The organism is Kitasatospora sp. NPDC040550, from assembly GCF_055594965.1.
The window spans coordinates 177502-196902 of the sequence record NZ_JBVIWC010000017.1; the positions used below are offsets into that span (position 1 = coordinate 177502).

General features: G+C 73.9%; 15 protein-coding genes and 1 pseudogene. 9 read left to right on the forward strand and 7 right to left on the reverse strand.

The features are described 5' to 3' along the window. The first annotated feature begins 96 nt into the window (after nucleotides 1-96). Complete coding sequence (locus tag ACZ58X_RS24875) at nucleotides 97-834, forward strand: IS110 family transposase (protein WP_470335806.1); 738 nt, start codon at nucleotides 97-99, stop codon at nucleotides 832-834. Here ACZ58X_RS24875 and ACZ58X_RS24880 read toward each other — a convergent pair. After that, nucleotides 827-1315 (reverse strand): hypothetical protein, encoded by a 489-nt coding sequence (locus ACZ58X_RS24880; RefSeq protein ID WP_470335807.1) that lies wholly within the window; start codon nucleotides 1313-1315, stop codon nucleotides 827-829. The genes ACZ58X_RS24875 and ACZ58X_RS24880 overlap by 8 nt on opposite strands. Before the next feature lie 144 nt (nucleotides 1316-1459). On the opposite strand from ACZ58X_RS24880, the gene ACZ58X_RS24885 reads away from it, so the two are divergent. From ACZ58X_RS24885 to ACZ58X_RS24900, 4 genes are all read left to right on the forward strand, one after another. After that, on the forward strand, nucleotides 1460-1810 hold the full coding sequence (locus tag ACZ58X_RS24885; protein WP_470335808.1) for a 5-carboxymethyl-2-hydroxymuconate Delta-isomerase: 351 nt from the start codon (nucleotides 1460-1462) through the stop codon (nucleotides 1808-1810). Between the two features lie 135 nt (nucleotides 1811-1945). Beyond that, a complete protein-coding gene (locus ACZ58X_RS24890; protein ID WP_470335809.1) occupies nucleotides 1946-2563 on the forward strand; it encodes a hypothetical protein in 618 nt (205 codons plus the stop codon). A gap of 73 nt (nucleotides 2564-2636) precedes the next feature. Beyond that, entirely contained in the window at nucleotides 2637-3158 is a 522-nt protein-coding gene (locus ACZ58X_RS24895; protein WP_470335810.1) for a hypothetical protein, read from the forward strand. After that, nucleotides 3158-4351, forward strand: a complete 1194-nt coding sequence (locus ACZ58X_RS24900) for an MAB_1171c family putative transporter (RefSeq protein WP_470335811.1) — start codon at nucleotides 3158-3160, stop codon at nucleotides 4349-4351. Before ACZ58X_RS24895 ends, ACZ58X_RS24900 begins: the two co-directional genes overlap by 1 nt. Nucleotides 4352-4827: 476 nt before the next feature. Here ACZ58X_RS24900 and ACZ58X_RS24905 read toward each other — a convergent pair whose 3' ends face one another. Next, nucleotides 4828-6534, reverse strand: coding sequence for an immunity 49 family protein (locus tag ACZ58X_RS24905; protein ID WP_470335812.1), 1707 nt, complete (start codon nucleotides 6532-6534; stop codon nucleotides 4828-4830). 298 nt (nucleotides 6535-6832) lie between these two features. Between ACZ58X_RS24905 and ACZ58X_RS24910 the strand changes: the two genes are divergently transcribed. Further along, on the forward strand, nucleotides 6833-8266 hold the full coding sequence (locus ACZ58X_RS24910; protein ID WP_470335813.1) for a serine hydrolase domain-containing protein: 1434 nt from the start codon (nucleotides 6833-6835) through the stop codon (nucleotides 8264-8266). Nucleotides 8267-8456: 190 nt separating this feature from the next. Here ACZ58X_RS24910 and ACZ58X_RS24915 read toward each other — a convergent pair whose 3' ends face one another. Beyond that, a complete protein-coding gene (locus tag ACZ58X_RS24915; protein WP_470335814.1) occupies nucleotides 8457-10943 on the reverse strand; it encodes an RICIN domain-containing protein in 2487 nt (828 codons plus the stop codon). A gap of 215 nt (nucleotides 10944-11158) precedes the next feature. On the opposite strand from ACZ58X_RS24915, the gene ACZ58X_RS24920 reads away from it, so the two are divergent. Beyond that, a complete protein-coding gene (locus ACZ58X_RS24920) occupies nucleotides 11159-13255 on the forward strand; it encodes an alpha-galactosidase (protein WP_470335815.1) in 2097 nt (698 codons plus the stop codon). Nucleotides 13256-13363: 108 nt separating this feature from the next. Next, nucleotides 13364-13939 (forward strand): helix-turn-helix domain-containing protein, encoded by a 576-nt coding sequence (locus tag ACZ58X_RS24925; RefSeq protein WP_470335816.1) that lies wholly within the window; start codon nucleotides 13364-13366, stop codon nucleotides 13937-13939. Between the two features lie 22 nt (nucleotides 13940-13961). Here ACZ58X_RS24925 and ACZ58X_RS24930 read toward each other — a convergent pair whose 3' ends face one another. From ACZ58X_RS24930 to ACZ58X_RS24945, 4 genes and pseudogenes are all read right to left on the reverse strand, one after another. After that, nucleotides 13962-14849: a dihydrodipicolinate synthase family protein gene (locus ACZ58X_RS24930; RefSeq protein WP_470335817.1), complete on the reverse strand. Its 888-nt coding sequence runs from the start codon at nucleotides 14847-14849 to the stop codon at nucleotides 13962-13964. Nucleotide 14850: 1 nt separating this feature from the next. After that, nucleotides 14851-15651, reverse strand: a complete 801-nt coding sequence (locus ACZ58X_RS24935) for an aldolase (protein WP_470335818.1) — start codon at nucleotides 15649-15651, stop codon at nucleotides 14851-14853. Nucleotides 15652-15803: 152 nt separating this feature from the next. Then, nucleotides 15804-16262 (reverse strand): hypothetical protein, encoded by a 459-nt coding sequence (locus tag ACZ58X_RS24940; protein ID WP_470335819.1) that lies wholly within the window; start codon nucleotides 16260-16262, stop codon nucleotides 15804-15806. Further along, nucleotides 16259-17373, reverse strand: a pseudogene (locus ACZ58X_RS24945) (molybdopterin-dependent oxidoreductase). Before ACZ58X_RS24945 ends, ACZ58X_RS24940 begins: the two are co-directional and overlap by 4 nt. Before the next feature lie 682 nt (nucleotides 17374-18055). Between ACZ58X_RS24945 and ACZ58X_RS24950 the strand changes: the two are divergent. Continuing rightward, complete coding sequence (locus ACZ58X_RS24950; protein WP_470335820.1) at nucleotides 18056-19312, forward strand: glycoside hydrolase family 10-like protein; 1257 nt, start codon at nucleotides 18056-18058, stop codon at nucleotides 19310-19312. The last annotated feature ends 89 nt before the right edge of the window (nucleotides 19313-19401 follow it).

Consider the following 19401-nt stretch of genomic DNA (forward strand, 5'->3'; position numbering starts at 1 on the left):
ACCACCAGCGTGCTGGGAGGCTCTTCGTAACGTGGATGCCGGCGACTGGTGCCACGCCAACGAGGCCGGGACGGCACGACCTCGTAAGGGACCAGCGTGATCGACACCGGTGATGTGGACGTCTTCCTCGGATTGGACGTCGGCAAGGGCGAGCACCATGGCACTGCCCTGACCCGGGCAGGCAAGCGAGTCCACGACAAGCGACTGCCGAACAGCGAACCCAAGATGCGGGCCATGCTGGACAAGCTCACCGCCAAGCACGGCACGGTCCTTGTCGTCGTCGACCGGCCAGCCTCCATCGGCGCCCTGCCCCTGGCGGTCGCCCGGGATGCTGGCTGCCGTGTCGCCTACCTGCCCGGTCTGACGATGCGCCGCCTCGCCGACCTCTACCCCGGAGAGGCCAAGACCGACGCCCGCGACGCCTTCGTCATCGCGGACGCCGCCCGCACCATGCCGCACACCCTGCGCGGCATCGGAACGCGGACCGGTGCCCGGGTCCTGATCGACGTCGGCGACACGAGCGCGTTCCCGACGGCCGCCCACCTCGCCTCGTATGCAGGCCTCGCCCCCGCGACCCGCGGTTCCGGCTCCTCCATACGCGGCGAGCAACCCTCCCGCCGGGGCAACAAGCAGCTGAAACGGGCGTTCTTCCTGGCCGCGTTCGCCTTGCTCGGCGACCCGGCCTCCCGCGCCTACTACGACAAGAAGATCGGCCAGGGCAAACGGCACACCCAGGCCCTCCTCTGCCTGGCCAGACGTCGGGTCGACGTCCTGTTCGCCATGCTCCGCGACGGCACCTTCTACGAGTCGCGGCCAGCCGCAGCGGTCACCTGAAGTTCGGGTCCGCCATCAGCACCACAGCGTCGGCACTGGGGTCGAACCCGAGTACCGGGTGCCCGTAGTCGCCTTCGGCCGTCATGACCACCGGCCGGCCCAGCCTGCGGCCCACCGCGGCCAGCAACCCGCAAAGGACGTCCACCCCATGTTGACCCTGCAGCTCTCGAAGATCGATATCGAAGTCGATCCCCTCGGCAGACCACGGCCGGAAGATCGCCAACACACCCGGGACCGGCCACACTCGCAGGTCGACCGAGTCCGCGCCGGCCGGACGAGTCAGCACCTCCACAGCAGGGGGCAGCGGCCCAGCGACGCCGCCCGCCAAGAACTCCCACGCCCAACCACTCGACCGGACCAGATCGAACACCGCCTGCCAGTCCTCCACAGACGAGGTGCCCTCCACGAAGACGTCCGGCAGAGCACCCATCACGTCAGGGTCGAAGAAGTTCCTGACGTCATCCCACAGCAGATCTGGCATCCCGCCATGCTGCCCGCACGCGCTCCCGAACGCAGCCCGATTTCCTTGACGAGCCCCATAGAGGCACCCCCGGGCCCCGGCCACGTGCCGGGGCCCGAACGGTAGGGTCGGCGCTGCCCGCCCCCACTCCCTCCGGAGGATCCCGTGCCGCAGCTCCTGATCGACCACTCGGCCGAACTCGCCCTCGACCGGGACGCCCTGGCCGCCGAACTGCACAAGACGGTCACCGAGGTGATCGACACCACGGTGGCGGAGTGCAAGACCCTGTTCCGCCCGGCCCCGCACCACACCGTCGGTGACGGCGCGAGCGGTGAGGCCGTGGTGCTGGTGGAGGTGAAGATCCTGGCCGGCCGGACCACCGCGCAGCGCGCCGAACTGACCGCCCGGGTGCTCGACGTGCTGCGCTCGCACCTCGCCGGCCCGGCCGCGGTCGGCGTGCAGGTCACCGAACTCGACCGCGACACCTACCGTTTCGTCCACCACCCGGGCCGCTGAGCGGTCGCCGAGGCGGCGCCCGCCCTCCCGCACCTCGGAAGCCCGCCCCCGTGCCCGGACGCCCGCCGGGCCGCTCTCCGGTACCAACCGGTCGAACACCGACGGTATCGTGACAGGTTCGTGAGGGGGACGCACATGGTGAAGTCAGCAGTTGGTGACGGGACGGGCGGGCCGGATCAGCCGGGGGAGCCGGGGGAGCGCGCCTCGGCCATCGCCCGCCGGGTGGACCGGCTGATGGCCCGGGAGGCGACCAGGTCGGGCGGCCGGCCCCCCGCCTACCGCGAACTCGCCGACCGGATCAACCGCCTGGCGGGGCGGGACGTCATCTCCCGCGACACCGTGCGCAACCTCCACCTCGGCCTGAACCAGAAGGGCCAGGCCTGCAACCCCACCGTGGACACGCTCGACTGGCTGGGCCGGGGCTTCGGCATCGGCGCCGGCGCGAGCTACTTCCTGGACGACGCCAAGGCCGCCGTGGTGGACGAGCAGCTCGACCAGCTGGAGCGGATCGCCGAGTTGCGGCAGGCGCTCGGCAACGACGGGGTGGTCAACCTGGTCAAGCGGGCCTCCGCGCTGTCCGACGGCAGCCTGCGGGTGCTGCTCTCGCTCGCCGACAACCTCCGCAAGCTCGAACAGGACGCGAGCGGCCAGGACGCCGACAGCCAGGAGACGAGCGGCCAGGACACGAGCAGCCGGGGTGCGAGCAGCCGGGGTGCGAGCGGCCGGAACGCGGGCCCGACCGGCGCCGGATGAGCGGGAGCACCGCAGCACGCGCCACCGTCCCCCGACCGGCTCCCGCCCCCCGCTCCGAAGGAACACCCCCGCCTTGGCCTTCCCCCGCGGCCTGCGCCGACGCTGCGAGCAGCGGCTCTCCGGCCTGAGTCTGCCCGCCCCGTTCACCGTCGAGGGCTTCCGCGCCGCCCTGGAGCGCGAGCGGGGCCGGCGCATCGTCATGGAGCCGCTGCCCGCCCTCGGCCCCGACCTGCCCTGCGGGCTGTGGATCGCGCTGCCCAGCATCGACGTCGTCTACTACGAGGAACGCACCAGCCCCGCCCACCAGGACCTGATCAAGCTGCACGAGCTCGGCCACGTCCTGTGCGGCCACACCGGCACCCTCGAACTCTCCCGGCTCACCGCGCTGCTGCCCGACCTGACGCCCGAACTGATCGCCCAGCTGATGGGCGCGGGCCGCACCGGCTACCACACCGCCGAGGAGCAGGAGGCGGAGATGATCGCCCTGCTGCTCGCCGACCTGGTCGGCTCCACCACCGACCCGAGCCCGGTCTCCGACCGGCTGGCCGAGAGCCTGATGCACCCGATACGTCAACCCCGGTGGAGGAAGTCCTGATGCGCCCGCTGTTCACCTGGCTGATGCCCACGCTGATCTGGGGCGTCGTCCTCTGGCGGGCCCCCACGGCCTTCACCACCCGGGCGAACCGGGCACTGTGGGCGGCCTTCGCGGCGATCGCCCTCGGGCTCAGCTGCCGTCCGGCCTTTGTCGAGCGGGCCCTGGGTGACCTCACCGGCATCCGGGACGTCACCCAGCTGCTCAAGCACCTGGTCGGCGTCGCCGCGGCGTACTTCCTGCTGGAGTACGTCCAGGAGGTGCGGCGCCGCCCGGAGCGGCCCCGGGCCGCGCGCGTACGGTTGCTGCTCGCGGTGGCCGTGGGCATCGTGCTGAGCCTGCTGTTCGTCTTCGCCCTCCCGCACGACGCCGACGGCGGCTTCGGCATCGACGCCCACTTCGGGGACCCGTGGGTGAAGGCCTACCTGTGCGTCTTCAACACCGCCTTCGCGCTGGCCAGCGCGCGGGCGATGGTGCTGTTCTGGTCCAACCGGGCCGCCGTTCCGCGCGGGGCGGTGCGGGTGGGGGTCAACTGCCTGACGGCCGCCGGTGCGACCGGCCTGCTGTACACGCTCTACCGGTACTGGTTCACCCTCGCCAAGGGCGACTCGACCCGGTTCGACGCCGCCGGGAAGCCGATCCCGCTCCAGGACACGGCCAGCGAGCTGCTGCCCGCGCTGATGCTGGTGCTGCTCGTCCTCGGCGTCACCATTCCGCCCGGCCGGACGGTGGTCGTCTACCTGCGCGACCAGTACGCGCTGTGGCGGCTGCACCCGCTCTGGGCGGACGTGGTGGCCGCCGTCCCCCAGGTGGTGCTGGGCACCCCGAGCAGCCGGCTGCGGGACGTGCTGACCGTCCGGGACCGCTCGGTCGAACTGGCCCACCGGGCCTTCGCCATCCGGGACGCCGTCCTGGTGCTGCGCGAGGACACCCGGGGCTCCGAGTGCGATCCGGCCTGCGGGGACACCCGGGCCGCCGAGTGCGTCCCGACGCCCGCCGCCTGCGAGGACCTCGCCCGGGTCGAGGCCCGCTGGCTGCGCGCCGCCGTCCGCCACCGGGCCCGCGGCCTGCCCGCCCCGACCCCGCCGGCGGCCCTCGCCGCGACCACCGGCGGCCGCACCCCGCGCGAGGAGATCGCCTGGATGCTCGCCGTGGCCGCCGCCTACCGCCGGCTCGGCGCGGACGGGACGGCGTAGCCACCGGGGCCGACCAGCTGTCCAAGCTCTTCCGCCGACCGGCCAGTTGACGCACCGACCGGCCGGTCGGCGACTCTGTTCGCCGGTCAGTGCCACAAGGGAGGTGCGGTCCTCGCCGTTCGGCGATTATGATCGTCACCGCAGCGGGGTCGCCCGCCGGACCGACAGGGGGTCGGGGGATGTTCAGCACGGTCGACAGCCGGGTCGGACACGGGTGCGCCGCCGCTTCACCGGCGGAGGTCGGAGGGGACTCCCGGTGGCACCGCCGTACCCGTGACACGGGTTGGAGCTAGCGGGGGCAGTGCGGCCCGGTGGCCGTACGGAGCGCTCCCGTCCCACGGGGGTGGGCGGGAGCGTTCCGTACGGCCACCGAGCCGTCCCGGGACGGTCGAGGACCGCCCGGGCGGTCAGGCCTTCGGGCGTCCGGTCCGCGTCCAGGCCGCGTCCGGCTCGCGGCAGCGAGGAGGGGACGTACCTCAGGCGAGCAGGCGGGCCGGGAGGTACGGGGACTCGACGTGCACGGCCCAGCCCCGGCGCCGGGCGTGGCAGGCGAGGGCGAGGACGTCGAGGCTGATCGCGGCCTCGGAGTCGGTGGCGCGGTCGGCGACCGCGTGGTGGTCGCGGTGGGCTTCGAGGGCGTCGATCAGCGCCAGGTTGAAGCTGGTCTCGTCGCCCTCCACCAGCTGGGAGAACAGGACCACCGGCGGGGCGGGGAAGCCCCATTCCTTCGTCCGCTCGACCTCGCGCAGGGCCCGTTCGGTGGCCGGGAGCGGGTCGACGCCCCGGAAGTAGTCGTGCAGGGCGACGCGGTAGGAGGCGTACGCGGAGCGGTCGGCGGTGGAGTGGGTGGGGCCGGCGAGGACGATCGGGGCGAGGTCCGCGCGGACGCCGGTGATCAGGGCGAGGTCGAGGGCGAGCTGCCAGTGGCCGGGGCCGGAGTCCTCGCTGCGGGTGGCGGGGTAGCGGACCGTCCGGCCGTCGATGGTCACCTCGGCCTCGGTGCCGGGCTCGGCCAGGGCGATGCGGAAGAGCGCGGCGCCCAGCTGGGAGGCCAGGCGCAGCCCGGCGAGCTGGGTGTCGGTGACGTCGGCGGACTGCGAGGCGCGGGCCCGGAGGAGGAGCACCTGCTTGTCCAGGGCGCGGGCCAGCAGCGCGACGGTGTGGCGGTCCTCGGGCCCGGGGTTGATCGCCTCCCGGGTGCGCCGCTCGTACAGCGCCTCGGTGTCGGGGTGGAGGGGGAGGGCCGGGCTCGGCCGGTCGATGCGGACCGCACCGGCGGCGAGCTGGGCGACGGCGTCGGGACGCCGGTCGCGGCCGAGCCCGGCGACCCGGGGGCCGGGGCCGGCGAAGCCGGTGACCAGGGCGTGCGGGAGGTAGTCGGTGTCGACGGCGGGGAGCCAGCCGTGGGCCCGGTGGGCGAGCGCGGCGAGGGCGAGCGGGAGCAGCGGGAGGAGGCTGCGGGGGCGGGTGCCGTCGGCGCGGTCGAGGAGGGCGAGCAGCCCGGCGTCGAAGGCCGCGCGGTCCTGCGCCGCGAGGGCGCGCAGGGTGTGGAGGGCCTGGGTGGCGTCGCTGTCCCGGTCCTCGATCGGGGCCAGCGCGGCGTCGATGGCGGCGAGTCGCTGCTCGGCGGTCGCGGCGGCCTCGTCCTCGTCGCGGGTGCGGCCCAGGAGGTGGGCCATGAAGCCGTTGACGAGCTGGGCGGCGGAGTAGCCGCCGCCGGCGGGCATGGCCTGCCAGGTGAAGGCGAAGGCCTCGCCGTGCCGGGCGAACCGGTCGGAGAGGATCGTGAGGCAGAGCGCGTCGAGCCAGTACTTGGGGAGGACGGGGCTGCGCCGCACGCTCCCGTCCGCGTCCTCGGGGTCGTAGCTCATCCCGAAGTTCGGGTAGTCGAGGAACACCTGGAAGCCGTCGTACCCGTAGTACGCGGCGAAGGCGATGGCGCCGGCGGCGGCCTCGGTGGCGTCCTGGAGGACGGCCCTGGCCTCCGGGGTGTCCAGGGCGGGCGAGTCGGCGGAGAGCGCGCCGAGGTGGTCGAGGAACTCGTCGGCGATCAGCCGCCATTCGGTGGCGGTCATCAGGTCCGCGCGCGAGTACGAGTGGACCATCCTTCCGATCCGGTCGGTGAAGCCCTCGCGGGCCGCCGAGACGGCCGCCCCGTCCACCTGGTGACGCTCGATCCGCACAGCTCTGCTCCTTGATCCCTTGCCTGGTGGTCAGCCTAGGTGAGGGGTCCGACAGCGGGTGGTGCGGGGGTCGGTGGCGGCCACCCGGTTTCAAACGATGTTTGAAAAAGGTCGTGAGCGCGCTAGTGTCATGATCGGCGGCGGCGGATCACGCCGGCCGGAAGGCCCGGAGGTCCGCCTGCCGTGCGGGAGTTGACGGCCGGTCGCGCCGGGCTGCCCGCACGTGCCGGGGCCACCGCCGCCGCTGTGATCCGTCTTCGGACTGTCCATGAATCGTCGTGACCGCGAGGGAGAGCACATGTCGGAGAAACCGAGCCGTGAAGCGACCGGGGAGACGCCGGCCTTCGACACCGCCCGCTGGCAGGCCCGGCTCGACGGACTCCTCGCCGCACACCGCATCCACGGCGCCACCCTGGCCGTGCTCGCCGGCGGCGAGATCCACGAACTGGCCTCCGGCATCCTGCACTCGGAGACCGGCGTGGCCGTGACCACGGACTCCGTGTTCCAGATCGGCTCCGTCAGCAAGGGCTACACGGCGGCGATGGTCGTCCTGCTGGCGGACGCCGGAAAGCTCGACCTCGACGCGCCGGTCCTGGACGTCCTGCCCGAGTTCGCGGTCGCCGACGCCGAGGCCACCCGCACCATCACGCCGCGCCAGCTCCTCAACCACACCAGCGGCATCGAGGGCGACTTCGTCAGCGACACCGGCCGCGGCGACGACTGCCTGGCCCGCTACGTGGAGGGCGCCCGGACGGTCGGACTGACCAACCCGCCCGGCGCGACGGTGTCGTACTCCAGCACCGCGTACAACGTCCTCGGCCGGATCGTCGAGGTCGTGACCGGCGGCACCTGGGACGAGGCGTTGAAGGAACTGCTCACCGGCCCGCTCGGGTTGGAGCACACCATGACCCTGCCGGAGGAGGTGCTGCGCTTCCGTGCCGCGATGGGGCACATGGGCGACCCGGGCGAGGAGCCGGTGCCCACACCGCTGTGGAACATGATGCCGCGGTCGGCCGGCCCGTACGGCGGGATCTGCGCGACGGCGGCCGATGTCGCCCGGTTCGCGCGGCTGTTCGTGGACGGCGGCGCCGCGCCGGACGGGACGCGGGTGCTGCCGGAGGCCGTGGTCGGGGCGATGCTGAACCGCGAGGTCGAGATGCCCGACCAGTGGTTCCTCGGTGCGCACTGGGGGCTCGGCTGGGGCCTGTTCGAATGGGACGGCGTCCGGGGATTCGGCCACGACGGGAGCACCTTCGGGCAGTTGGCGTACCTGCGGGCGATGCCGGAGAAGGGCCTCGCGGTGGTGCTGCTGACGAACGGCGGGGGAGCGGCGCCGAAGGTGTTCGAGGCGCTGTGCCGGGAACTGTCGGCGGAGCTCGCGGGAGTGACGATGCCCGGCTTCGAGCCGCCGGCCCGGCCGCCGGTGGTCGAGCTCGGGGCGTTCGTCGGCAGGTACCGGCGGGAGGGCTTCCTGATGACGATCGCCGAGGGCGGCGCCGAGGGCGGCGGTGAGGGCGCGCTGACTCTGACCTACGAGGGGGCGGACGGCCTCGCGGGGACCTTCGACCCGCTGGTGTGGCAGCTGACGCCGGTGTCGGACACCCCGGCGAAGACCGTCTTCGCGGGGCGGCGGAACGAGAAGGACGCGTGGATACCGGTGGTGTTCTACGCCCTGGCCGACGGCAGCCGGTACGTCCACTTCGGCGTCCGCGCCACGGCGAAGGCCGCGTAGCACCGGCGGGGCGCGGTCGCGCGGCGGCGCGGGGGGGGGGGGGGGGGGGGGGGGGGGGGGGGGGGGGGGAGGGGTGGGGGGGGGGGGGGGGGGGGGGGGGGGGGGGGGGGGGGGGGGGGGGGGGGGGGTGTTGCCCCCCCCCCCCCCCCCCGGCGGGTTCGGGGCGGGGCTCGCGGGAGCGGCCGGGGCGTCAGTCGCCGACCGAGACGGTGGTGGCGCGGCCCGGGGCGAGCGTGACGGTGGCGGTGGTGTAGGTCAGGCCGTCGACCGTCGTGGTGCGGGGTGCCTGCGGGCGGCCGTCGACGGTGAGGGTGGTGTGGGCGCCGGGGAAGCGGGCCTCCCAGCTGAGGCGGTCGGGGCCGGTGTTGGTGAGGGTGCTGCTGTGCTGCCCGTCGTGGCGGAGGGTGACGGTGCCGGCGCCGACGGGGATGTCGGCGACCTGGACCCAGCCGATGTCGGCGGGCAGTTGGGAGGTGGTGGTCAAGGTGTGGGCCGCGGCGTCGGGCTGGACGCCGAGGAGGCCCTGGACGGTCTGGGCGAGCAGGGTGAAGGGGAGCTCGGGGTAGTCGCCGTTGAGCATCCGGCCGCTGGCGTGGGACCGGTCGACGCCGCGGTAGATCTGCCGCATCCACTTCCAGGCGGTGGCGCCGTCGTGGTTGGCGAAGTAGGTGTCGGGCAGGTAGGTGAGGGCCTCGGCGTTGACGGAGGCCTGGGGGCCCGATTCCTGGGCGTCGATGTAGCGGAGGTAGTCGTCGAGGTGGGGGCCGGGGGTGAGGAGCTTCTTCATGGGCATCAGCACGCTGGTCTCGTAGCCCCAGCCGCTGACCGGGCGGCCCTGGGTGTCGTAGCCGTGGACGAGCTCGGCGGGGTGGTCCGGGTCGGTGCTCCAGGTGGTGTTGACGTACGTCCTCAGGGTGTCGGCGGCCTGCCGGTACCCGGCCGCGCCGGTGGTGTCGCCACGGGCGGCGGCGAGGGTGGCGGCGGCGAGGTAGGCCTGGTACTGGGCGGCGAGGGCGTCGCCCGCCTCGGCGTAGGCGGTGGTGGCGTTCTCGGCGTAGCCGGCGGTGCCGGCGAAGATGCTGCCGCTGGTGGCCTGGGGGATCGGGACGCCGTGGTTGTCGATCGGCCCGGGGTGCCGGGCGATGAAGCTGCCCAGGGCGGTGCGGACGTAGTCGGTGAGGAGGGGGTCGTCGGCGTAGTCGCGGTCGCCGGTCCACTGGTAGGCCTCGCCGGTCTTCTGGACGAGTTCGAAGGGGGCGGGCAGTTCCCGGACGAAGCTGGTGGGGCCGTGGTAGTCGATGGCGGCGTTGGTCCGGGCGTCGAAGTTGAGCGCCCAGACCGGGTAGTCGCCGTTGAGGTCGGTGGCGGAGGCGGCGAAGGCGCGCAGCATGGTCTTGTTCTGGGCGTCGAGGCCGAGCAGGTGGGCGCCGACGAGCTGGTGGGCGAAGTCGCGGCTGTAGAAGGCGGAGCGGAAGGGGTAGCCGGCCCAGTAGGTGGTGTCGTAGGTGCCGGTGGAGGTGCCGCCGGTGTTGTTCTCGTCCATGTTCAGCACGCCGGGGGCGCCGGGCTGTTGGACCCAGCTGTTGGCCTTGGTCTTGGCCCAGTCGAACAGGGCGACCAGTTCGGGGTCGGAGGAGCTGATCCGCGGGTCGTTCGGGGCGGCGGGGGCCACGGACGCGTCGTCGACGTTGACCCAGCCGGACGGGGCGGAGCCGATGGTGAGGGTGATCCGGTCGCCGGGCGCGACCGTGACGCGGGGGAGGGTGTACCTGGCGTACATGGGTTGTCCGGGCAGGGTCAGGGACCGTACGACGGTGCCGTTGACGGCGGCCGAGAAGCTGCCCCCGGCCGCGCCGGTGGCGATCCAGGCGGACAGGTCGTACGTCCCGGCGGTGACGGCGGTGAGCTGTCGGCTGACCCGGTGGTCGGGGCCCGCGTCGAGGTAGGCGAGGCGGCCGCCGTAGTGGGGGTTGTTGGTGGCGACGCCGGTGTGTGGGGTGAACGTCCAGCCGGTGGTGCCCTGTTCGAAGCCGGGGTTGTCGAGGGCCAGGGGCTCGGTGCGGGTCAGGGTCCAGCGCTGGTCGGCGGCGGCGTCGCAGCGGCGGACCAGCACCGGCCGGTCGGCCCGGTCGGCCCGGTCGGCTGGCTGGGCTCGGTCGGCGGAGGGGGCGTGCGGCGCGGTGAGGCACTGGCCGTCGTCGAGGGTGGTCAGGGTGCGGCCGCCGCCGGGGGCGGGGGTGACGGCGAACCGTTCGTGGTCGGGGCGGCTGCCGCAGTCCTCCGTCACGACGGTGCGGGCCCGTTGGTGCGCGGAGCCGGTGACGACCAGGCAGCGCCCGGTCGCGGAGTTGACCAGGAGGTAGCCGGCCGGGGCGGGGGGCGTGCTCGCTCCCGGGGCTGCGGCGTCGGCCCGGCGCAGCTGCCAGCGCTGGCTCAACAGCCCCTGGCAGGCGGCCCGGACGGCCGGGGTGCCGGGCTGGGCCTCGGCGAACCTCGGGCCGAGGCACCCGCCGCCCGAGGCCGCCCCGAGGACGTAGCTGCCGCCGTCCACCGGGGCGTCCGCCGCCGCCCGGGCCGGGGTCGCGGTGGTGACCTGGGCGCCGAGGACGGTGAGGGCGGCGAGGAGGGCGAGGCCGGACGGCAGTGCGGCGGCGCGGGCGCGGGGCGCGGTGGGCATGCGGGCTCCTTGGCGGGGACCTGAGCATTTGAACGTTCAAAATCGCGGCAAGAGACTTGACCCATGTGATCGGTGACATGTGTCATTTCACATGTCGCGTCGGATGCCGTCAACGGAAAGCGCACGGGCGGCCGCCGGTCCCCCGAATCCGACCGAGAGTCACCCCTGACCGAGAGTCACCCCCACGCACCCCCACCACCCCCACAGGAGCGCACGTGCGCCTTCTCCCACGCCGCCTCGCGGCACCCCTGCTCGCCTCGGCCCTCGCCGTCACCGGCCTCGGAGCCGCCACCCTCGGCTCCGCCGCCCCGGCCGCCGCGCTCGGCAACGGCAATGCCCTCACCCCGCCGATGGGCTGGAACTCCTGGAACTCCCTCGGCACCGAGGTCACCGAGGAACAGGTCGTCCAGACCATCGACTTCATGGCCGCCAACGGCCTGGTGGCGGCCGGCTACAACACCGTCACGGTCGACGACGGCTGGTCGCTCTGGCACCGCGACGGCCAGACCGCCGACTTCGTCCGGACGTCCTACGGCTCGATGCAGCTGTACGACGCGGCCGGGAACCCGGTCGCCGGGACGGACGGCACCGGCAACGACCCCACCTCCGGCCACCTCGTCCCGCGCCCTGACCACTTCCCCCCGCAGACCGTCGGCGGCCGGACCGTCAACGGCATCCAGTACCTGGCCCAGTACGCCCACAGCAAGGGCATGAAGTTCGGGCTCTACGCCACGGACACCTACGAGACCTGCCAGATGCACCCCGGCAGCCTCGGCCACGAGGCCACCGACGCGGGCGACTTTGTCTCCTGGGGAGTCGACTACGTCAAGTACGACGACTGCCCGTACGGGCCGCAGATCACCGGCCCGGACGGCCATGACTACTCGACCCAGGGCGAGGGCAAGGAGCTCACCCGCTCCGTCTACGCCCGCGTCCAGACCTTCCAACGGGCCCTCGACGCGGCCTCCGCCGCCCAGGGCCGCCCGAAGGTCACCCTCAGCGTCTCCGCCCAGCCCGCCCACACCGGAGTGCCCTACCTGCTCGACCCGGCCGACCCGGCCCGCACCGACCCGGTCGTCCAGGCCGCGGGGACGGCGCCGTTCAGCGCGCCCGGCTACGCCCCGACGGGCGTCTGGTGCGGCCAGGTGGCCAACCTGTGCCGGATCGGCGGGGACCGGGACAGCGAGCTCGACGGCGTGCTGTGGAACGGGCAGTTGCAGACGGCCCTGCGCTACCCCGGGAACGTGCGCCCGGGCAGCTGGAACGACCTCGACATGATGTACACCGGCTGGAACGACGTCTACGGCCTCTACGGCACCACCGACACCTGCACCTGCCACAAGCCGTTCACCGACGACGAGTCACGCACCGAGACCTCCGTGCTGGCGATGCTCGCCGCCCCGCTGATCTCCGGGGCCGACCTGCGGACCGCAGCCCAGTCCCAGCACACCGACGGCGGCCACACCTGGTCCACGGGGATCGGCGCGTCCAGCCTGGCGGTCCTGGAGAACCGGGACGTGGTCGCCGTCGACCAGGACGCGCTGGCCGAGCCCGCCACCCTCGTCGGCGCCGCGCCGACGAGCGGCACGGCGCCGGTGGTGCTCAAGCGGCAACTGGCCGACGGAAGCACCGCCGTCCTGCTGGTCAACCAGGACCCGGCCGCCGCACACACGATCGGCACGGACCTCGCCTCGCTGGGGCTGACCGGCGGGTTCACCTACAAGGAGCTGTGGACCGGCGCGACCGGCACCGTGGCGTCGGGCGGCGGTACGGGCGGGGGTACGGTCGGCGGCACCTGGGTGCCCGCGCACGGCGCCGCGATGTACCGGCTCACCCCGCAGGCCGCGACCGGCCCGGCGACGGTCGTCGACGACGGCAGGTACCACGCCCTGGGCACGGGCGGCCCCGGCGGCCCGGTGCTGGAGGTCGCCGGCACGTGCAGCGCGCCGCTGGGCTCGGCCGCCGACGTCAACACCTGGTGGCCCACCCACACCTCGGAGCAGTGGACCTTCACCGGCAACCCGGACGGCACCGTGCGGATCAGCGACAACTGCGACACCGCCACCCACGTCCACACCGTCCTGGCGGCGGGCACCTCACCGGGGAGCAGCGCCTACCTGCTGAACTACTCGCCGGGCAACCCGTGGCAGGAGTGGCGGGTCGTCCGGAACACCGCGACCGGTGCGCTCACCGTCACCAACGTCGCCACCGGCCTGGCGCTCGACGCGGGTGGCGGGGCGGCTGGCACGACGGTGACCACGGCGGCGCCGAACGGCGCTGCGGCGGGCCAGGGTTGGAGCGTCCTCTCGTAGCGCCGGGAGGGCGGCCCCAGGCCCGGCGGCCGTACCCCTCGGGGGGCCGGCCGCCGGACCCCGTGGTGGGATGATGGGCCGGACGGTTCCGCAGGTGAGGGGTGGCGCATGAGCAGCAGGTTGCGGGTGCTGAGGCAGCAGAACCGGCTGAGCCTGGAGGCGCTGGCCGAGCAGGTCGGGGTCACCAAGAGCTACCTCTCCAAGGTCGAGCGCGGCCTCAGCGACCCGTCGATCTCGACCGCCCTCAAGCTGGCCCGCGCCCTCGGGGTCGACGTCGGCCGGCTGTTCTCGGACGAGGTCGAGCCGGAGCTGGTGACGGTGGTCCGGGCCGGGGAGCGGACCCCGATCGCGGACGGGGCCGGCCCCGGCGCCCCGCACTACGAGGGCATCGCGACCGGCCTGAGCGGCAAGCGGATGGTGCCGTTCGTGATGTACCCGCCGACCGACGCCACCGGCTCGCCGTTCAAGTCGCACCCGGGGGAGGAGTTCTTCTTCGTCCACGCGGGCACGGTGGAGCTGGAGTTCCCCGAGCGGACGGTGGAGCTGGGCCCGGGCGACAGCGTGTACTTCAACTCGGCGGTGCCGCACCGCTGCCGGAGCACCGGTCCTGAGCAGGCCCACATCCTCGTGGTCATCCACGACGAGCAGGACGGCAGCGCGGACCGGGTCCCCAGCCTGCCCTGACGGCGCCTCCCCGGGCGGGGGTTCAGCCGACGGCGTCCGCCAGCAGCCGGGCCAGCTCGGCCCGGCGCTCCTCCGCCAGCGGCAGCAGCGGCGGGCGGGGGTCGCCGACGTCCAGGCCGAGCAGGGAGAGGCCGGCCTTGACCGTGGTCGGCAGCCCGCCGCGCGTCAGGAACTGCAGGACGGGCAGCTGGCGGTAGTACACCTCGCGTGCCGCGTCCAGGTCCCCGGTGCGCACCGCCCGGTACAGCTCCAGCGGGAGTTCGGGGATCAGGCAGGGCGCGGCCGTGCACCAGCCGCTGGCGCCGGCCGCGAAGGCCGCCAGCGCGAGCGGGTTGGACCCGTTGTAGAACGGCAGTGCGCCGTCGGAGAGTTGGGTGAGGCGGTGCATCCGCTGGAGGTCGCCGCTGCTCTCCTTCACCATGGTGATGTTATCGACGTCCCGGACCAGCCGGTGGATGAGCTCCGGCGGGAGGTCGACCCCGGCGGTCTTGGGGTTGTTGTAGATCATGATCGGGATGCCGACGGCGTCGGCGACGGCGGTGTAGTGCCGGGTGATCGCCTCTTCGTCGAGGGTCCAGTAGGAGAGCGGTAGGAGCATCACCACGTCCGCGCCGGCCTGTTCGGCGAAGCGGGCGCGGCGCACGGCGCTGCGGGTGGTGAGGTCGGCGATGCCGACGACGGTGGGGACGCGGCCCGCGACGGCGGCGACGGCGGCCTCGGCGACGGCGTACCACTCCGGGTCGTCGAGGTAGGCGCTCTCGCCGGTGGAACCGAGCGGGGCGACGGCGTGGCAGCCGGAGGCGACCAGGCGGTCGATCAGCGCGGTGAGCCCGTCGAGGTCGAGGCTGCCGTCGGTGCGGGAGAACGGGGTCACCGGGTAGGCGATGATCCCTTCCAGGGTGGTCGCCATGTCAGGACTCCTTCCGGGGGCTGAGCGCGTCGCCGTGGCCGGCGCGCAGGGCGCGGCGGGCGTAGTAGGCGAAGTTCGCCTGGCCGCGCTTGGGGGTGGAGATCCAGTCGTGGGCCTCCTGGGCGAGCAGGCCGGGGATCTCCTGGATCCTCCCGGCCGCGCTCGCCAACAGCTGGAGCTTCGCGGCCCGCTCGAAGAGCAGGGCCAGGGTGCAGGCCTCCTCGACCGTGTCGGTGGCGACCAACTGGCCGTGGTGGGCGAGCAGCAGGGCGCGCTTGTCGCCGAGGGCGGCGGAGATGATCTCGCCCTCTTCGTTGCCGACCGGGATGCCGGGCCAGGTCTCCAGGAACGCGCAGTCCTCGTACAGCGGGCACATGTCCATGTGCGAGACCACGAGCGGGGTCTCCAGCATGGACAGCGCGGAGACGTGCAGCGGGTGGGTGTGGATGACGCAGTTGACGTCGGGTCGGGCGCGGTAGACCCAACTGTGGAAGCGGTTGGCCGGGTTGGCCATGCCGTCGCCCTCCAGGACGGTGAGGTCCTCGTCGACGAGCAGCAGGTTGTCCTCGGTGATCTCGTCGAAGCCGAGGCCCAGTTGCTGGGTGTAGTAGGTGCCGGGGCGTTCGGCGCGGGCGGTGATCTGCCCGGCGAGGCCGGAGTCGTGCCCGGCGTCGAACAGGATGCGGCAGGTGAGCGCGAGCTTCTGGCGCACCGTCCAGTCGTTGTCGGGTATCGCGGTCTGCATCCGGCGGTGGGCGAGTTCCACCAGCTCGGACTTGCCCGCCTCGAAGGTGTCGGTCATGGCCGTGGCTCTCCTCGGTGACGTGACGCGGTGGTGTCGCGTACGGTCGGGTGCGGCTGGCGTCGCTACGGGGTGCCGCAACCGGGGTGACACCTCGTTCACTCTAGGACACAAGGTGTCCTTCGTCCATGTCGCCTGCCGGAGGGGCCAGTTCAGTCGCCACGCCTGTGCTGGTCACGGTGCCGGTGCCGTCGCCGCCGTCGGGCGAGCGCGAGCAGTGCCGCGCACACCGCGCCTGCGGCCAGCAGGAGCAGCCAGTTGCGCAGGTACGGCAGCGGCAGCACCGTCGGATTGCCGGAGTCCCGGCCCGCCCGTAGGACGGCGGGCAGGCCCACGGCGGTCAGCGCGGCGGCCACCACCAGCCAGCCGCGCAGCACCCGGCCCCCGGTCGGGCCTGCCGCGCGGAGGTGGGTGCCCAGGGCGGCACCCACCAGGCAGACCAGCGGCAGCCACAGGCCGTCATGGAGGACCAGGGCCCCGACGGCCCACCACAGCACCCCCGCGGGCTCGGTGACATAGGCGTCGTCGAGCAGCCCGTACAGGCCGAAGCCGGTCAGCGCCAGCCCGGCCGCCAGGGCCGCCCCGCGCAGCCAGGTCGCGGGCGCGGTCATCCCAGCACCTCGATCCGGGCCACCCACTTGGTCTGCAGCACGCCGGGCCGGTTCGGCGCGATGATCCGCGCGGGGAAGCCGTGGTCCGCGCTGAGCTCCTCGCCGTCCACCCGCAGCGCCAGCAGGGTGAGCGGGTCGGCGGCGTACGGGCGGGCAGCTCGGACACCCGGTACGGCCCCTCGGCCTCCAGCGAGGTGACCCGTACGGCCGAGCCCGGCGGTGCCCCGGCCAGCGCCAGCAGGTCCGCGACCCGGACCCCGCCCCACCGGGCGCTCACGCTCCAGCCCTCGACGCAGGCGATCGGCAACACCGCCTCGTGCTGGGGGAGTCGGCGCAGCTCGGCGAGTCCGATCCGGAACGGCCGGGGGCCGTCGACCACCAGCCGCCAGTCGGCGGGCACGGTGACCGTCCCGGCCTGGGCGGCCGTACGGTTGACCGGCAGGCCGCCCGCTCCCGGGCCCGGCCGGCGCGGGGCCAGCAGGTCCACCGCCCGCAGCCAGGGCACGGTCTGCCCGGCGGTGGTCAGCGTCACCGCGCCGACGGCCGCCCCCACGGCGGTCAGGAACCCCCGGCGCCCGGCCACCGCCGGAGCCTGTCGGCCGCGCCAGTGGCGGGCGATGAGCGGCGCCTTGACGGCCAGGTGGATCAGCAGGCCGCCGATCGCCAGCCAGGCCAGCCAGAAGTGGGTCTGGCGGAACGGGAACGGCCAGGGGTACCACTGGAGCGTGTTCAGCAGGCCGGTGCACAGCTCCAGCAGCACGGCCGCCACCAGGACGGCGATGCCCAGCCGCTCCAACGTGTGCAGCACGCTGCGGGCCGGCGGCCAGACGAACAGCCGGGGGTAGACCGTCCACAGCTTCGCGCCGGTCAGCGGGATCGCGGCGATGCCGCTGACCACGTGCAGCCCCTGGGTGACCCGGTACCCGTCCACGGGACGGGAGGGGAGGCGCGGCGCCAGCCAGTGCGGCGGGTCCTGGAGGAGGTGGCTGGTCAGGCCGGTCAGGAAGCAGACCAGCACGGCCGCGCCGAGCCACCGGCCGAGCACGACGGCGGTGCGCGGCTCGTGCAGCGCGGAGCTGAACGCGCCGTCGCGGAAGGGGCCGCGCCGCAGGAAGCCGGGCGGCGGAGGGAGCGGGCGGTCGAGACGGCTTTCGAGGCGGCTTTCGAGGCGGCGCCGGGCACCGGAGGGCTTGGAATCCACCCGTCCATCGAAGCGCGTCGGACGTGCCGTGAGGTGCCGCGACGTCCTTACGGAATGCGAACGGCGTCGTCCGGGAGGAGGCCCGGGGGCTGGTGACGGTGACAGAAGCCCGGTGACGGAAGCCCGGTGGCAGCGGCATGGTGGCAGAGGCGCGGTGGCAGAGGCATGGTGACGAATGGTCACCGTGCACAGGGTTCAGCCATGAACGACGAGATCACGACCACGTTCGGCAACCGGTTCTACTCGTTCGACGGTCGGATTCTGGAGGTCTTCGGCAGTGCCCCCGTCCGGTTCCACGTCCGGCACCTGCACCTGAGCGTCACCGGCCCCGACCGGAGGGGAGCAGGCCCAGGGCCTGATCGCGCTGCTGGACGTGGTGCGGGCGGCCGTCGACGCCGCTGCCGCCGCCTCCGGGCCCGGGCCCGGGCCCGGGCCCGGGCCGGGGCCGGGCGGGGGTGACGCGGCCACCAGGTCGACACGGCCGTACCCACCCGCTCCCCGGGTCGTTGCTCCTGACATGCGGGGCCGGGCCCTCGTCAGGGCGGCCGGACCGACGGGCAGCGAGCTGCGGGAAGCGAGCGAGGGATGCGACATGGGGCGAATCACCAGGCGGGGCTTCGTGGCGGGCACGGCGGCGGCACTCGGCGGCCTGGCCGCGGCCGCCCCGGCGCTCGCCGCAGGCCGGGGCGGGCCGCAGCAGCAGCCCGGCCGGGCTGCGGCGGAACGGCGTGACGGCGAGCGGGACTTCCGCGGCGTCTGGCTGACGACGGTGGCCAACCGGGACTGGCCCTCCCGGCCCGGCCTCACCGCCGAGGAGCAGCGCGCCGAGCTGCTCGCCCGGCTCGACGAGGCGCTGGACCGGCGGCTGAACGCGGTGCTGCTCCACGTCCGCCCGACCGCGGACGCGCTCTGGCCCTCCCCGTACGAGCCCTGGTCGGCCTGGCTCACCGGGGTGCAGGGCCGGGACCCGGGCTGGGATCCGCTGGGCACCGCGGTCGAGGAGGCGCACCGGCGCGGGCTGGAACTGCACGCCTGGTTCAACCCGTACCGGGTCGCGACCCACGACGACCCCTCGCGACTGGTCCCGACGCACCCTGCCCGGCTCCACCCCGAGTGGGTGGTGGCCTACGGCGGGCGGCTCCAGTACGACCCGGGCCTGCCCGAGGTCCGCCGCTTCGTACAGGACGCCATGCTCGACGCCGTGAGCCGCTACGACGTCGACGGTGTCCACTTCGACGACTACTTCTACCCGTACCCGGTCGCGGGGCAGCGCTTCGACGACGACGCGGCCTTCGCCCGGTACGGGGCGGACTTCCCGGACCGGGACGCGTGGCGGCGCGACAACATCGACCTCCTGGTGCGGGAGACGGGTGCCCGGATCAAGGCGATCAACGGCCGGGTGCGGTTCGGGATCAGCCCGTTCGGGGTGTGGCGAAACCGGGCGACCGACCAGCTCGGCTCGGCGACCACGGCGGGCATCCAGGCCTACGACGACCTGCACGCCGACACCCGGACGTGGGTGCGCGAGGGCTGGATCGACTACATCTGTCCGCAGCTCTACTGGAACATCGGCTTCGCCGCCGCCGACTACGCGGCCCTGGTGCCCTGGTGGGACGAGGTGGCCCGGGGCACCGGCGTCGACCTCTACGTCGGCGAGGCCCTGTACAAGGCGGGCGCGTCGGGCCAGCCCGCCGCCTGGCAGGACCCGGCCGAACTGTCCCGCCACCTCACCCTGGCCCAGGACTACGAGACGGTCCGTGGCCACTGCTTCTTCGCGGCACGGGATGTCGCGGAGGACCGCATCGGTGCCATGGCCCGCGTTGTCGCCGACCACTACCCGCCACACTGATCCGCCGAGCGGTCCGGCAACCAGCGCGGGGGGGGGGGGGGGGGGGGGAGAGGGGGGGGCAGACGACGTTTTGTGTGGGGGGGGGGATC

Excerpts from the sequence above, each read along its gene's own strand:
- ACZ58X_RS24880 (WP_470335807.1), bottom strand. The coding sequence starts at position 1,315 with ATGCCAGATCTGCTGTGGGATGACGTCAGGAACTTCTTCGACCCTGAC.
- ACZ58X_RS24890 (WP_470335809.1), top strand. The coding sequence starts at position 1,946 with ATGGTGAAGTCAGCAGTTGGTGACGGGACGGGCGGGCCGGATCAGCCG.
- ACZ58X_RS24900 (WP_470335811.1), top strand. The coding sequence starts at position 3,158 with ATGCGCCCGCTGTTCACCTGGCTGATGCCCACGCTGATCTGGGGCGTC.
- ACZ58X_RS24910 (WP_470335813.1), top strand. The coding sequence starts at position 6,833 with ATGTCGGAGAAACCGAGCCGTGAAGCGACCGGGGAGACGCCGGCCTTC.
- ACZ58X_RS24915 (WP_470335814.1), bottom strand. The coding sequence starts at position 10,943 with ATGCCCACCGCGCCCCGCGCCCGCGCCGCCGCACTGCCGTCCGGCCTC.
- ACZ58X_RS24925 (WP_470335816.1), top strand. The coding sequence starts at position 13,364 with ATGAGCAGCAGGTTGCGGGTGCTGAGGCAGCAGAACCGGCTGAGCCTG.
- ACZ58X_RS24930 (WP_470335817.1), bottom strand. The coding sequence starts at position 14,849 with ATGGCGACCACCCTGGAAGGGATCATCGCCTACCCGGTGACCCCGTTC.
- ACZ58X_RS24935 (WP_470335818.1), bottom strand. The coding sequence starts at position 15,651 with ATGACCGACACCTTCGAGGCGGGCAAGTCCGAGCTGGTGGAACTCGCC.
- ACZ58X_RS24940 (WP_470335819.1), bottom strand. The coding sequence starts at position 16,262 with ATGACCGCGCCCGCGACCTGGCTGCGCGGGGCGGCCCTGGCGGCCGGG.
- ACZ58X_RS24950 (WP_470335820.1), top strand. The coding sequence starts at position 18,056 with ATGGGGCGAATCACCAGGCGGGGCTTCGTGGCGGGCACGGCGGCGGCA.